Here is a 16,124-nt window from a genome sequence, read left to right as displayed (position 1 = left end):
CCGGCGTCAGCGGATTGCGATTCGGCCCTCCCTGATATTTCTGACAAATACAGGAACCAGTTTTGGGTCAAACTGCCTGCCCGCATCCTCTTCCAGATTGTGAAGGGCTTCCTCCACCTCTATGCTGGGCTTGTAGCTGCGGGCAGTTACCATGGCATCAAAGGAATCCGCCACACACAGGATTCTGGCCATCAGCGGGATTTCCTCCCCCCGGATGCCTCTGGGATATCCTTTTCCGTCATATCTCTCATGATGGCCGATCACGGCCGGGATCACATAGTCCAGGGAGGGAAGATGCCGGATAATGCCGATGGACAGCTCCACATGGGATTTCACGATCTCGTATTCCTCATCTGTGAGCTTTCCCGGCTTGTTCAGAATGTTCTCCTCAATCCCGATCTTACCGATATCGTGGAGAAGCCCCGCCTCATATATGATCTTCAGCCCCTCCTCATTCATACCGTACGCTCTTGCCAGCTCCCTTGCATAGTAAGCCACATTCTCCGAATGACTGAAGGTATAGTGGTCTTTCGCGTCAATGGCTGCCGTCAGCGCATAAATAGTAGGCGCATAATCGGAATACACCCCCGGCTGGTAGGACAGCTCAGAAGGGCGTTCCCCGCCATTTCCTTCCTTATAGATGACCGTCCTGTTTTTCCCGGCTTTCTTGGCATAGTAGACAGCCGTATCCGCATGTTCGATCAGTTCATGAAAATCATGGATGGGGCAGACACCCAGGGCGATACCGCAGCTTACGGTCAGCACCTTCATGGCATTTTCCCCGGACGCTTTATTCATCTCCCGCACCAGATCCGATATACGACCCGTCAGTGCCTCCGCTTCACTCTCCGTGACCCCCGGAAGAAGGATTGTAAAGACCTTGCCGGAATATCTGGCTACAATTCCCTTCTCACCCACCTCTCCCCGGATCATCTCAGCGATCCGCTTCAGTGCACCGTCACCTGCTTCTGTGCCGTAGAGCTGATTATACAGCTTGAAATCATCCACGTCGATCATCACAAGGGAACCAAAATCATAAGCCTCACTGTCACAGCACTGTTCCAGCACTTCATAGAAATACCTGCGGTTGGCTACACCGGTCAGATAATCTCTCCTTGCCTCCTCACAGGCCTTCTCATACAGCCTGGAGTTCTGTATGGCAATAAAGGCCACAGAACTGAGAGATTCAAAGAAGCTCAGATCCCCGGGTGTATATCTCTCCCCGTTCTTCTTTCCGGCCAGAAAGATAAGTCCCTGATACTGCTCATCGTCCCTGATCCCGGCTATGCACTCAATCTTATATTTTGGCAGTTGTATGCGCATATCGGCAATGAATTTCTTATATACCGGCACGCTTTTGTATTCCCTCGTAAAAATACACCCGCCGGATTCCCTCAGCAGGTCAAAAACCTTCTCGTCCTTTGATATGACACAGGACAGTCCTTCTGTCTTCCCGCTTCCCAGAGTCAGTCTATAGTCCCCGCTCTCATCCTTGAGAAAAATAAGGACAGCCTCAGCCGGAACTGCTTCCTCTATGGTCTGCATCATCTGTTCCAGAATTCCATCCACATTCGTCAGGTAGGAAACCCCGCTGCTGAATTCTCCGATACTTCTGGACTGCATGATCTCATCTTTTTCAAATACCGTATCAAGGGCTGCCTTGATGATCAGATAGATCACCACTGCCGCAAGCACCATGCTGAAGGAAACCGCCATGGTAAGCTGTGTCTCCTCAAAACCGAAATGCTTTTCCAGAAGGGCGTTATAGTCAGGGATAAAACTGTAAAACAGCAGCATGGAGATCAAAAATGCCGCCACATAGCAGTTGGCCTTTGAAACCAGAAGATTCAGACGGAACAGACGCTTCCGGTACAATGCGTAATATACACACACAGACATGACAATACCGGAACAGATATCAATGGGAAATCCGCTGAAGGCCGGAAATGCGATGCATATCTGTCCCAATGCCAGGGCACCGATGCCATACCACACAGGCCTGAGGCTTTTTCCCGCAAATTTATTTTCCCTGCGGTTCTCATAGACCATACGCCCGCAGGCAGACAGGGCGCCGCCCTCCACCAGAAACGGTATCACTGCCTGCCAGTGCATATGATAAACATAGGCATTGCCGCCGTTCTCCAATCGGAGGACCTGGGGTGCCTGCACAAAGATCTCGTATTTGTAATTCACCAGCAGCATAAGGACAATGGCTGCAGTCCAGAAATAAATACGGTATGTCTTCTCAACACACAGAAATTTCTGCAGAAAATGAAAAAATATAAGCGGAATCATAAAAAGCCCGGTGAGTGACACATGAAACCAGAACCCCACAGAGGGCCAATAGGCAAGTCTCATAAAGAGGGAACCGCTGGCCCATATGACCATGGTCAGCAGAAGTTCCATAAAAGCATAGATCGCCGCATCCTTTTTTGCCGCCAAAAAGGATACCAGCAAAAATATGTAACAGATCAGTGCAATAATAGGCACAATTGTAAAGCTGCTCATCTTTCGTTATTTCCTGTCATTTTATTTACCTTTTTACAGATAGTACCTTTTTATAATAGTACAGATTTCCCTGTTGTTCAAGTTTTTACGGTAATCCATTCCTGTATGGGAGGAAGCTCCGGATCACACGCCGTTTTTGGGGCAGATATCCTGCAGGCAGCACTTGCCGCATCGGGGCTTTGTCCTGGCTGTGCACACATCCCTGCCATGAAATACCAGTCTGTGGCAGAAATCACTGCCCTCTTTGGGAGGAATCAGCTTCCACAGAGCCATCTCCACCTTTTTCGGTTCTTTTATACCGTCCACCAGACCTATGCGGTTGACCAGGCGGATGCAGTGCGTATCTGTCACAATGGCAGGTTCCCCGAACACATCTCCCATGATCAGGTTGGCGCTTTTTCTTCCCACGCCAGGAAGCTTCAGTAAGGCGTTAAAATCATCGGGTACTCTGCCGCCATACGCATCCCGCAGGATTTTCATACAGGCGCTGATATCCCTGGCCTTGCTCTTTCCAAGGCCGCATGGCCTGACGATCCGTTCTATATCCTCCACATCCGCGTCAGCCAAAGCGCTCACATCCGGATACTTTTCATACAGATCCTGTACCACAACATTGACTCTGGCATCCGTACACTGGGCCGCCAGCCGGACGCTTACAAGCAGCTTCCAGGCCTGGTCATAATCCAGGGTACAGCCCACATCCGGATATTCTTTTTTCAATCTGTCCACCACTTCCAGGGCCAGTTCTTCTTTTGTCATAATCTATTTCCTTTCGCAATTCTCTATTCAAAGGGAATCTTTATTTGACGCTGCCGCTTTCTGCAGGACCTGATACAGATATTCCGCATCCACCGGTTTTGTCACAAAACCATCCATGCCTGCCGCTGCCGCCGCATCCACATCCTCCTTAAAGGAGTTGGCTGTCATGGCGATAATGGGAATGGACACTGCATCCTCCCTTCCCAGTTTTCTTATGGCACGGGCCGCCTCAAGCCCGTTCATAACCGGCATCTGGATATCCATGAGAACTGCCCGAATCTCTTTTGGCCTGCTTTTTTCAAACATTTCCACTGCCTCTTTTCCGTTTCTGGCGCGCTGTATAACGGCGCCCTGCATCTTCAGCAGTTCCTGGGCTATCTCCGCATTCAGGTCATTGTCCTCAGCCAGAAGAATGTGATAATCCAAAAGGCACGGACCTTCTCTTTCTTCAGAGGTTTCTTCCTGTATATCCTCCGCATTTTCCACAGGCATTTCTATGGTAAAATAAAACTCACTGCCCTGTCCCGGCTCGCTTTTCAGCTTCAGTTCTCCCCCCATAAGCTTTACAATAGTCCTGCTGATAGCAAGCCCCAGCCCGGTTCCCTGACTCTTGGCAGAACTGGTCCCCGCCTGTTCAAAGGCTTCAAAAATGCGCTGCTGGTTCTCCTTTGATATCCCTGTTCCGTTATCAGCCACACGGAACTCATATACTGCCTTTCCATCCCTGTTTCCGGTCTGCTCTGCGTAGAGCTGTACAAGACCTCCGGCCGGAGTAAATTTAAAGGCATTGGAGATCAGATTCATGAGTACCTGCTTCAAACGCACGGCATCCCCTGCCAGGATATCGTCTTTGATCTTTTTGTGTATCTCAAATTCCAGATCGTATTTGCGGGCCTCTGATGCCATGATATTCTGTACTTCATCCACAAGCCGCACAGCAGAAAACGGTTCGGAAGTAATTGTCATCATTCCGCTGTCAATTCTGCTCATATCCAGTATATCACTGATCAGCCTCAGCAGATAATGGGAGGATTCCCTTATCTTTATCAGATTGCTGCTCACATCCTCCGGAACATCCTTCAGCATACAGGTCAGGTCACTCAGTCCCACAATAGCATTCATAGGCGTACGGATCTCATGGCTCATTCTGGAGAGAAATTCACCTTTTGCTTTGTTTTCCGCCTCCGCCTTCTCCAGGCTGGCCTGCATCTTTGCAGAGCGCACACGGGAACGGGCGGCCATAAGGACAAGAAATACGACCAGCAGAAATACACCCGCGATCACAGTGATAAACAGGATCGGATTGGCATACAGCAGATCCACTACGGTCAGTGAACTCATCCCCACAGATATCATATTCTGATTCACCAGGGTATCCTTCTCCTCACTGCTCATACTGTTGATGGCCTTATTCATAACCGTCAGCAGATCAGTCTCTGCAGGGCTCTTCATGGCAAACACGATATCATTTGCATTGTTGACCAGGGTGTTCGGCACCACCTTCGTATAATGATGCCTCTGGATCTCCTCCTCCATGTTGGCTGACAGGCCATAGAAAAAATCTGCCTCCCCGCGGTTTACAGCGGACAGAGCATCCGCCGCGTTGGGGTAATAAAGCACCTCTTCCGTCTTTATACCTGCGGGCATCTGCAGCCCCTCCACCACGGCGCCCACCAGTCCCTCAGAGGGAAAGCTGACGGATTTGTTCCTGGCTATAATATCATTCAGGGTACCGTAGGTCTGCGTCAGGGCCAGATTCATCTCTGCCCCCTGCTCCTCGTTTCCCAAAAAAGCCCCCATCATGTCGGCTTTTCCCTCCTGCACCAGCTTCAGGGCATCCGCATAGGACTCGGCATATACATAGGTAAATTCTAGACCGGTAAACTTCTTAACCTCCTCAAGTACATCCGGGATCAGACCGTTGTGCAGTCCCTCCGCATATTCAATGCAGAAAAGAGGATGCCAGTTCTCCACTACCGCGATGGAGACCGTTTTCTTCTGCTCAATATAGGCTCTCTCCTCATCATTGATATATATACTGGCTGTACCGCTGTCAGGAAAGTTTGCCTGGTAACACTCCTCCGCAAAATTCGGATTGGAGTCCGCTATTTTTTCCAGTGCCATATTCAATCCTTCCAGCACATCCTGATTGTCCGGTGTGGTCACAATGTAATGGGGCTGGGAGTCAAACGTGGCGACCGGACGGAAAACCTCCGTATCATCCGCAATATTGCCCAGCAGCATATCAATCTCCCCGCTCTCCAGATAGGGATACAGATTTCCGTTAAAGAGCTGGTCCTTGTTATAATATTTGATGGTACAGTCAATGGCATTGCTCTCTATGAACTGTTTCAGCCTGCGGATATTTTCCCTGGCATTTTCATATACGCCGATGGTCTTGCCGTTCATGCTCTTCCAGTCATATGTTCTGATGCTGCTGTCATTCCTGCGTGCCAGGATCAGAGACTTACCGTAACCGGCATTATAATCCGGATAGGAAAAGTACTCCTCCATCCCTTCCAGATAGTAGGTGCCCCCCATCAGATCATATTCACCGGCCATGAAATTATCTATCATTTCTTCGCCGGTCACATTGATATATTCATATTTCCATCCGGTATATTTTGCAATTTCATTCAGATAGTCTACCACAATTCCGTGGCGTGTTCCGTCCGTATCTGTCTCGGTGAATCCATCCACCTCCGGAAATGCCACCTTCAGAACCCTCTTCTCCGTATCTTCCCCCGCCCAAACCGTATCGCATGGCAGAAGAAACACCAAAAATAACAGAGCCAGCATTACCGGCACACTGACGCCTTTACCCGGCACCTGTGATCTTTCTCTCATATCAGAAACTCCTTTTACCCCGGCAGGCTTTATCTGAAAAGTATCTCCGCCTTTTTCATTTTTTCCGTAATGACTACACCAAAGGGACAGTTAGCTTCACAGCTTTTACATTCCACGCAGTCCCCGCCGTTTGCGGACAGCCCGTCATAGTGGGCTTTTAAAGATGCCGGTACCTCAGGCTGCATCACTGCCAGGTCATACAGTTTATTGACCATTGCAATGTCAATCCCTGAGGGACATGGCGCACAATGTCCGCAGTAGGTACACTGCCCGTAATAGGCATGGGCCGGGGCATTGGCGAGAACCGTGGCATAGTCTTTCTCCTCCTCGGAGGCAGTTTCATAGGCCACAGCCTGATCCACATGTTCCGGTGTGTCATATCCTGCCAGCACACTGGCAACTGCAGGACGCGTCAGGGCATAGTGCAGACACTGTACCGGCGTCAGCGCAGTTTTGAATGGGGAAGTCTCAGCAGAAAACAACCGCCCCCCGGCGTATCCCTTCATAACCGTGATCCCCACACCGTTTTTCTCACAGATTTTGTACAGCTCTGCCCGTTCAGGCGCAATGCCTCCCAGCTCTTCCTCATAGTCTTCCTTAAAATATTCCGTTATATCCTCACTGGCAGGAAGCATGTCAAAGGCAGGATTAATGCTGAACAGAATCATCTCGATCCTTCCGCTCTCAGCTGCCATCTTTGCAACCGCAGGATTGTGGGTGCTCATTCCGATGTGCCGGATTGTTCCCTTCTCCTTCAATTCCCCGGCATACGCATAGAATTCCCCCTTCATGATGCGGTGGAATTCCTCCTCCTCATCCACAAAATGAATCATGCCCAAATCTATGTAATCCGTTCCCAGACGCTTCAGCAGATCATCAAAGGCGGCGGCGGCCTGTTCTATGTCACGTGTTTTTACATACTGTCCGCCCTGCCAGGTGGACCCCAGATGTCCCTGGATGATCCAGCGCTCTCTTCTGCCTTTGATGGCTGCCCCGATATTTGACCTTACATTCGGCTCTGACATCCAGCAGTCCAGAATATTGATTCCCGCTTCCTCACAGTGTAAAATTACCTCACTAACCTCCCGGGCGCTGTGGCGCTCCAGCCACTCTGCCCCCAGTCCGATCTCGCTGACCTTCAGCCCTGTCTTTCCAAGCGCTCTGTATCTCATCTTTTCTTCACCTTTCCATATCTGTCGAAACCTTATATGTTCCTGTGATATTTTTCTTTATTTATTTTTTTGCATTCATACATTCTGGCATCTGCCATGGTGACAATCTCTTTTAGGCCAAGGCTGTTTTTCTTCCCCTCTATCTCCACCACACCGTAGCTGAAGCTCACGGGATATGGTCTGGTATTCGTCTTGACAAAATCCTTAAGCAGATCAGCCAGCCTTTTTTCCGCCGCCCTTTTCTCGCCTTCTGACATGACGATACAGAACTCATCCCCACCGATCCGTACAAAGACATCCATACTTCTGAAAGATTTCTGGACTGCTTCCACAAAACTGTGGATATAGGCGTCCCCCTCGCTGTGGCCAAATCTGTCATTGACATATTTCAGTCCGTCCAGATCCATATAGCACAGGACAATATCCCGCTTTTCCTCCAGCACCTTTTCCATATATTCCACAAAAAACAGCCGGTTCTGTATTCCCGTTCCCGGATCACAGTAGGCCTTGCTCGTCAGCTTGTCGGCTGCCTTCTTGTCATCCGTGATATCCACCACAATGTGGGCATAGGCATTTCTTCCCTGCCACTCTATGAGAAATGTAGTGATGCGGTAGAAACCCTGCTCCTCATCTCCCATCTCCCAGACCTTGTACTGACCGCTTTCCTGCCAGTTCAGGATCTTATTCCTGAAGGACAGCCTGTGCTGGCAGATATGGCAGAATTCCGGATCTATCTTCTTTTCATCTTTTCTCTTATTGCAGTATACAATATCCCTGCTGTTTGCGTCCACCACCAGTATCCACTCATTCCTTTTTGTGGTCAGTTCCACCAGCAGTTCATTGTACCCCTCTATGACTTCCGCGCGCTTCTGCACTCTGGCAGTCTCTTCCTTCAACAGCGCCTCCCGTTCCTTCAGCTGGGCAGTCATGGTATTGAAGGCTTCTGAGAACTCTCCCAGGTAGGAGACATGCTGGGAATAATCACCCGCCGCCACCTCCTTTGCCTGCCATGTCAGATGGTTAAGATTGGCATGCAGATTCTTCAGATTGGCACACAGAAAATTATCCCTGGCCGGGAATTCCCCTGACAGGTTTCCCTGGGACAGGTCTTTTGTATATGCCTGCATCTCCTCTACGGCCTTCTGCAGATACTGAAGCCCAAGTCCCAGTTTTCGGTACGGGGCATCCAGCTCCTCCACATGCAGAGGCCGGATGGGTGAATCGTAAAGTATGCTTTTCAAATATTCAAAAAGCATTTCACAGTTATCCTTTTCCATGCCCGCACCTCATCATTCTTTTGGACCGGCACTGAACCTGCACACTCTGTCCCCGGTAGCCCAGCAGTCAATCTCCACAGCCGAATACTCTTTTCCCATATAGGCAGACAGGATTCCTGAGATAAATCCCTCATCATAATTGCACACGGTCTCCCCCAGAAGCGGCAGCCCGGAGCAATCCGCGTCCTCTGAGACTGTGAGCACGATCTTTCCTGTCTCCTTATCCAGCTTCTCCACACGAAGCACCCCTATTTTCAATTCTTCCATGCGTCTTTGAAGCCCTGCTATAAACTCATTCAAAGACAGAGAAATGTCCAGCATATTTTCTGCAAAATACACCCCGGCACGGTACCCTGCTTTTCTGAATATCTGTATCTGCTCCTCCCTGCCAAGCTGCTCCATCAGCTGCTCGCGGAGTGAAAATTCCATCAGCCGGTATACAGCCAGCGGTATGTCATCGCCCAGATTCCCCCGGCCCTGTACATTAAAGCTCATATAATCGGATAACTCCGGTTTTTTACTGTTTTTCAGAAAAATATTATCTCCCATTTTCCATCCTCTTCCGGTATCAGTCATTATTCCTTTTATTATAACACAAAATAATGCAGTCATCCCATAATTCCGAAAAATCATGTAATGACTGCATTATTTATTTTTTCCTGACCGGTATCCAGATTGCGCTTTCATAATCCTGGGAACTGCAGTCCCCCATGGAATACCATTCCAGATTGATTCCCGCCGCGATCTCATAATCCGGGTTGCCGGGAAGCCATTCGTGGAATATTTTTGTATTGATCGTCTGCAGTGCTCCCGGGAGAGGACCGGTACAGCAGAACTTTGCCCACTCCATAGCAGGGATCTCCAGCACTTTCATCCCCTCCGGGATTTCCCCGCCGTCATATCTGCCGGCTATCAGATACTTAAATTCGCTGCCCTTGTCCTCTGTCTCCATGCAGATACCGAATTCCCCGATGCCGCATCGCTCTACTGTCCGGCTGGCTGCACTTTCTTCTCTGCCGGATGAGCAGTAATCCCTGCTGAATATATCCCACAGCTTCGGAATTTCCTGATAGGAACTGTCATAACGCACTGCGCACTCCAGGCCGATGACCTGCATGCGTTCCATCTTTTCAACCGTGTAATCCATGTTGTCTCCTCCTTGTATGGTCACTGTGATTTTCAGAGGAAGAAACACCTTCATTTTCCCGGCACTGCCCTTGAGCTGCATAGGCGGCACTCCGTGAAATCTGCTGAATGCTTTGGTAAAGCTCTCCGGCGTACTGTAGCCGTATTTGTATGCCAGATCTATCACCTTTTCCTGTCCGGCCAGCACATCCAGCGCTGCCAGATACAGGCGTCTCTGCCGGATATATTCACCGACTGAATAGCCTGTCATAATGCTGAACCCCTTCTGGAAATAAAAAGAGGACATATATACAGCAGCTGCCACGTCCTTAACCTCTATCTCCTCAAGCAGATGGGCTTCTATAAACTTTACTGCCCCTTTCAGACATTCCGTCCATTCCATGCTTCCACCTCCTGTCTATACTCTAATACATCCAGGAGATTCCGTCCTGTCATTTTATGCTTTCTGCTGTCCGGACCGCCGTGTCTTTCGTATACCTGTTGTTGAAAACCTTGTTTCCGGATCAATTGGTTTCCTCCGTATCTCCCCACTGATTCTTCTTTTTCCATATAAAACAGTTTGCCAGAGCTTTCTTTAACTGTTCCATGGAAATCGGTTTTGCCAGATGGCCATTCATGCCTGCCAGCCGTGCGCTTTTGATATCTTCCGCAAAGGCGTCCGCTGTCATGGCGAGAATGGGAAGCTCGTTAATCCGTTCCATGCCGGAATTCCGGATCTCCCGGGCAGCCTCATATCCGTTTTTCACCGGCATCTGTATATCCATGAAGACAATATCATAGTAAAGAGGTGGATGGCTGCAGACAGCTTCCACTGCCTGCTGTCCGTCCTTCGCAGCCTCCACCTGTACACCCAGAAGTTCCAGCATCTCCACAGCGATCTGTCGGTTCAGCTCATTGTCCTCCACAAGCAGCGCCCGCAGAGCAGAAAACACGGAGATATCCTCCATCTGTCCCTCCACAGGAACCGTGACGGTGCCGTAACATTTTGTCATACACAGTGTGACCAGGAATCTGGAACCTTTTCCATATACACTCTCCACATCAATGGTCCCATCCATCATGGAAACCAGGTTCTTCACGATCGTCATGCCCAGTCCGGTACCCGTAACCTTGCTGGTCCGGCTGTCCTCCGCTCTGCTGAAAGGCTCGAAGATATGTTCCAGATACTCAGGCTTCATACCGATGCCATTATCCTCGATCAGGAACTGGTATGTTCCGGCTCCCTGTTCCTCCTTCTGTGTCTCCCGGACAAGAAGAGAGATCTGTCCTCCTCGGTCCGTATATTTTGATGCATTTTCCAGAATATTCACCAGCACCTGTTTCAGCCTTCTGGCATCACCCAGCACCTGGGTATGTGTGCCTTCCTCCACCGAAGCTGAGTATATCTGCTTCTTCTTTTCAAGGGACATGCGCACCATCTCTGAAACCTCTTTTACCAGACTGTCCAGGTCAAATTCCCTCTCCTCGATCTCAACCGTGCCGCTCTCTATCTTGCTGACATCCAGGATCTCATTGATCAATCCGAGCAGATGGGCGCCGGAGCTTTGAATCTTCGTGAAATAATCCTTTAATTTTTCTGTTTCTTCCAAATGAAGCTGCGCCAGTTCTGTCATTCCCACAATAGCGTTCAGCGGCGTACGGATATCATGGCTCATTCTGGACAAAAAATCACTTTTTGCCTGGCTGGCTTTCTCCGCTTTTCGCAGTGCATCCTCCAAAAGCTGCTTTGCGCGCCTCTCCTTCTCCAGCGTTTCCTGCTGCGCCCTGCGCTCTCCATCAATATTTCGTGAAAGCGTGATCTCGATCAGATCATCGGAGTAGGGGCTGTCCACACGCACTACCTGTGTAAAATACCAGTGATACTTTCCGTCTTCCCCCTGATGTGGCACCTCCATGGAGACAATCCGCTCTCCTCTGGAAAACGCATGGACCAGGGAAAAATAGGAAAACTTCTCACGAAATTCCTCCCGGTGATCCGGGTGGACAGTGGCAAGCTCGGCTTCAATCAAGTCATCAAAATTCCCCTCCGTCCCGGGGCGGACAACAGGATAGCGCTCATATTCCAGCATGTGATAAGTCTTCTTCGTCAGGTTAATGGATATGAGCATCTGATATGCAAACCCTGCCGCTGTGGCAAGCTGTGTGATTTCCAGATTGCGCTGCTGTTTCTGCAGAAATTCGTCCTGTATATCACGGAATACCAGAATACACCAGCACTCCTTTTCCCCCAGTTCATCCACCCTGGCTGCCGTAAATTCCACCATATGATAAGTGCCGTCCGCGGTAAGACGGCGCATACGCCTGGAAATCTGCTTTTTCCCTTCACCGAACAGACGGAGCATGGCCTCCCTGGAAAAGTTCTCATTGAAAAGCTCCAGGTCATCCGGGTGCAGTACCTTTTGGGAATACTTCTGATTTTCCGCTTCGAAATTGCCCTGCTCCGGTATATCCGTCCACATGGCATCTTTCTGACAATTCATATAATAATCCCCGGTCAGATTCGCTATGATACATTCATCGAAAATGGTCACCAGGCTCTGGGCGTACATCTGCTCAATATTCTGGATCCACTGCTTTTCCTCAAAGCTCGGGCGGTGAGGGGAGGATGTGACCACCACAGCCGGAATACGGCCATCCCAGTTTATCCGGTCCGCCGTCACATCAACTGTGGTCTTCAGCAGCGGATCATAACACACCGTATGGCTGGAACCGCTGTCTCCCATAGCTTCCACAGGACAATTAGCACATAACTCAGGCCAGATCTCATGGCATTTTGCCCCCTGCACAGCCCTGCCGCGGCCTGTCTCCCTGAACCGCCGGTTAACATATAAAAGCCGGTGACTCTTCTCCTCTATGACATAAATGCTTGTTTCACGCAAAGAATCCAGCAGATTCATCAAATTATCCATGGACATGCATTTCCCTCCTCCTTCCGGTTATGTAACACATGATTAGCTGCCTACCTGCTGCAATAAGAAAAAAGAGAGGCATTTACGAACCTGGTAAGTATCGTAATGCCTCCCGGCTCCGTTTTTATTTATCTGTTTTTCAACCGAAATTTTCCAATCAGCTCTTTTAAAAGCTGTGCCTGTGCGGAAAGCTCCTCACTGGCAGCTGCGCTTTCCTCCGCTGTGCCGGAATTCACCTGAACCACACTGGAAATCTGCTCAATTCCCTGCGCCACCTGCTCTGCAGAGCGGGCCTGTTCATCCGATGCCTCGGAAATCCTGTTGATGGTCTCAGCCACCCCGCTGACCCCTTCCGTCACACGTCTTAATGTCTTCGCCGTTTCCTCCGCAAGCGCAGCGCCATTTTCCACTGCCCTGAGTGAGCTCTCGATCAGTGCTGTAGTGTTTCTGGATGCCTCCGCGCTCTTGGTTGCAAGGTTTCTCACCTCACCTGCGACCACGGCAAACCCTCTGCCGCTCTCTCCGGCCCTGGCTGCCTCCACGGCAGCGTTTAATGCCAGTATGTTCGTCTGGAACGCGATATCCTCAATGGTCTTCACTATATTGCCTATTTCGCGCGAACTCTCTCTGAGTTCCTGCATTGCGGCCAGCATTTCCTGCATACGGCTGTCACTCCTGGCCGCCTCCCTGCCCACTTCGGCTACTCTGCTGTTGGCATCAGCGGCGCTGTCCGCGTTTGCCGCCACCTGTCCGGATATCTCTCCAATACTCTCCGCCAGCTCCTCCACAGCTCCGGCCTGCTCCGATGCCCCCTGGGCAAGGGACTGCGCACCCTCTGATACCTGTTCGGAACCGCAGGATACCTGTTCCGCGGAAACATTGATCTGGCCCAGAGTCAAATTCAGTGACTCTATGATCTGTTCCAGTGCCTCCCGGATGAACCGGAAATCACCGATATAATTATCTTTCACCGTCAGGTCCAGATTCCCTTTTGAGATTTCACTCAAAATATGGGAAATATCATGTATCATCTCTTTCAAAGTGCTGACTGAAGAGCGAATACTGGCTCCCAGACGCCCGATCTCATCATTTCCATACTCCTTGATGTTCACTTCCAGATTGCCTCTGGAAAATTCCTGCATACCGCTGCTGATTTCCGCAAGTGGTTTCATTATCCTGCGGGTGATCACCATGACGATCGCAGTGAGAAGTCCAAGTACAACAACTGACAGAACAGCAAGTACCGCGATCAGATGATTGCGTGTGGCATTCACTTCTGACAGGGGCAGCGTGGCAATTGCCAGCCATCCGGTTGTCTCACAGTTTTTAAACATGGAGGTATAGGCAGTATCTCTGTAGTCAAAATTGAAGATACCACTGTAATTGTCTTCCACTTTTTCTTTATATTCATTTGTTATGTCCAGTTCCCTGACATTTTTCCCCATTGCCGTGGAATCATCACTGTATATGTAATCTGAGCTGTTGGACAACACCTCCAGATATCCGTGTTCACCCACTTTTATCTCTGAGAGAAGCTTTGACAGGCTGCTCACATAAAGGTCAAACCCGAAAAATCCCAAAACGTCTGTATTGTCCTCAGAAAAAACAGGGGACACCACGGAAACTATGGATTCTCCTGTGGCCGGGTCCAGGTAGGGCTCAGACACCACGGTCTTCTTCCCTTCAAGCAACGGCTGGCGCCAGACCACATCTGCCAGATTCGCATCCACCACATTCCCGTCAGCCAGCAGATAGCTGTCTGTCTTTTCATCTGCGATCCATACCTGCAGAACCATTTCCCCGGCCATCCGTTCCAACGCGCCGGACAGTTCTTTTAAGACCACATCCTTTTCCTTATAACTGTCAATATCCTCAGCTCTATGCACAGCTTTAAAATAAGACTGGAGGTCATCACTCTCCTCAAACATACTGACTGCTGTCACCTTACTGCTGAAAAAATCATCTACAATGGAAACTGCGTAATCCGTCTGTACCTCCAGAAGATCATCATTCAGATCTGAAATGGTACTTGCCGCCATGATACAGGAAATGCCGATCAATATGACCAGTGACGGAACCAGGACGATCAGCAGACTCCCGGTTATTCTTGTGGATATGGACTTTTTTCTTTCCCTGTTCAAAATCTTTGACATTCTTTACCCCCGCTGTCATGGCATTGGCCTGTCCAGACAGACAGCAGCCCAATTCCACTCAAATTTTTTATCTTACATAAAAAATATTATACCATATGCCGGAGAAAAGGAAAAGAAAATCATACCCCTGTTGTCTGCAGAACAGGGGGGTCCCCATGGTTTACCGGTATGCGGCGGCTGAAATTATCATTTGCTGCAAGCTCAAACAATTGCCTTCCGCTACCCTGTATCTGATGCACTGCATTTGCAAAAAATAATGCAATGTGGCTGTCAGTGCAGTTTTTAGATAGGTAGTTCATTTTTTTCCAGTATATATTTTTCCAGATATTTGGCTGCTCCGTCGTTATCGTTGCTGTCCGTTATGGCATCGGCGGCCTGTTTTACTTCCTCAATGGCATTGCCCATGGCAACTCCCCTGCCGCATATTTGAAGCATTCCCATATCTGCGTAGTCATCTCCAAAAGATATGATTTCATCCAGTGTGAGGTGCCGCATCCCGGAAACCTTACGCAGTGCATTCGCCTTGGTGGCGCTGGCCTTTGTGAACTTATACCAGTCACCGTCTGAAAATCTGGCGAAATCACAATCTCCGATACTCTCGGCAATTTTCTCGGCTATTTTTCGGTCAGTGGTTTCCACACAAATTTTAAGGGCCTCTCCGTGAAAATCTTTATAATCCGTGTAGATCACTTCCCCCCAGTCAGGATATATCTCGTGTGGGTCTGTTTTATAATTCCAGTAGTGGCCGGTTCTCGTATCAACGGTAATTTCACTCTGTCCGTTTGTAAGAATTCCGACAGTGTCTATGATCCTTTTTGTCTCCTCAGGAGAAAAGGCCGCCGCGTAAACGAACTTCCCTCTGCAGCTGATCAAAGCTCCGCCGCTGGAAATAATGATGTCGGGATTTACTCTTGAAATAAAATTCTTCGCGTTCGTCTCCCCACGGGCAGTAGCGATGCCGATCAGGATACCCCGGGCTTTGCATTTTCCAGGATATGAAGGGTGTATGGGGAGATGGATTTGTCCGTATGGAGAAGGGTGCCGTCCAAGTCCAGAATGATTAATTTGTACATAGTGTTTGCTCCTTAATAGATATTTGCTGCTACACAGAAAAATCCATATCCAACGCTGGTTTCAGGATCTGTTCATGTTTTTCGGTAATATACTGCTTATTAAAAATCCTATTCCATAATGCTTCACGGTGTAAATTTAAAATTGAAACACTGCTGCATTCACAGAATCTTCATTTTTCAATATTTGCTTCCTAGAAACCTCATCTATCTATGGATGTAGGCAGCCTCTATATTACTAAGCTTTTGGCGTGAGAAGGCAAACAGTTTCCACATGCTCCGT

At 49.3% G+C, this 16,124-nt stretch carries 9 protein-coding genes and 1 pseudogene; all 10 read right to left on the bottom strand.

All coding sequences use genetic code 11. The features are described 5' to 3' along the window. Positions 1–6 precede the first annotated feature (6 nt). On the bottom strand, positions 7–2,508 hold the full coding sequence (locus V8Q34_RS25305) for an HD domain-containing phosphohydrolase (RefSeq protein WP_148393943.1): 2,502 nt from the start codon (positions 2,506–2,508) through the stop codon (positions 7–9). Positions 2,509–2,631: 123 nt separating this feature from the next. Further along, positions 2,632–3,267 carry an endonuclease III domain-containing protein gene (locus V8Q34_RS25300; protein WP_335836555.1) on the bottom strand — a complete coding sequence of 212 codons (636 nt, stop codon included), beginning with the start codon at positions 3,265–3,267 and terminating at the stop codon, positions 2,632–2,634. Between the two features lie 27 nt (positions 3,268–3,294). Continuing rightward, positions 3,295–6,114, bottom strand: a complete 2,820-nt coding sequence (locus tag V8Q34_RS25295; protein ID WP_103731766.1) for an ATP-binding protein — start codon at positions 6,112–6,114, stop codon at positions 3,295–3,297. Positions 6,115–6,143: 29 nt separating this feature from the next. Beyond that, positions 6,144–7,286, bottom strand: coding sequence for an aldo/keto reductase (locus V8Q34_RS25290; protein ID WP_335836554.1), 1,143 nt, complete (start codon positions 7,284–7,286; stop codon positions 6,144–6,146). A gap of 32 nt (positions 7,287–7,318) precedes the next feature. Further along, entirely contained in the window at positions 7,319–8,563 is a 1,245-nt protein-coding gene (locus tag V8Q34_RS25285; protein ID WP_033142308.1) for a GGDEF domain-containing protein, read from the bottom strand. 12 nt (positions 8,564–8,575) lie between these two features. Then, on the bottom strand, positions 8,576–9,112 hold the full coding sequence (locus V8Q34_RS25280) for a V4R domain-containing protein (protein WP_335836553.1): 537 nt from the start codon (positions 9,110–9,112) through the stop codon (positions 8,576–8,578). Between the two features lie 100 nt (positions 9,113–9,212). After that, on the bottom strand, positions 9,213–10,091 hold the full coding sequence (locus tag V8Q34_RS25275) for an AraC family transcriptional regulator (RefSeq protein WP_335836552.1): 879 nt from the start codon (positions 10,089–10,091) through the stop codon (positions 9,213–9,215). A 121-nt stretch (positions 10,092–10,212) separates the two neighbouring features. Next, positions 10,213–12,624, bottom strand: coding sequence for an ATP-binding protein (locus tag V8Q34_RS25270; RefSeq protein WP_335836551.1), 2,412 nt, complete (start codon positions 12,622–12,624; stop codon positions 10,213–10,215). A gap of 122 nt (positions 12,625–12,746) precedes the next feature. Further along, on the bottom strand, positions 12,747–14,771 hold the full coding sequence (locus tag V8Q34_RS25265; RefSeq protein WP_335836550.1) for a methyl-accepting chemotaxis protein: 2,025 nt from the start codon (positions 14,769–14,771) through the stop codon (positions 12,747–12,749). Between the two features lie 282 nt (positions 14,772–15,053). Beyond that, a pseudogene (locus tag V8Q34_RS25260) lies at positions 15,054–15,844 on the bottom strand (HAD family hydrolase). Between the last annotated feature and the right edge of the window lie 280 nt (positions 15,845–16,124).

The organism is Blautia sp. JLR.GB0024, from assembly GCF_037000545.1.
In the GTDB taxonomy this organism is placed as follows: domain Bacteria; phylum Bacillota; class Clostridia; order Lachnospirales; family Lachnospiraceae; genus Blautia; species Blautia celeris.
This window is presented reverse-complemented; position numbering and strand designations above follow the sequence as displayed.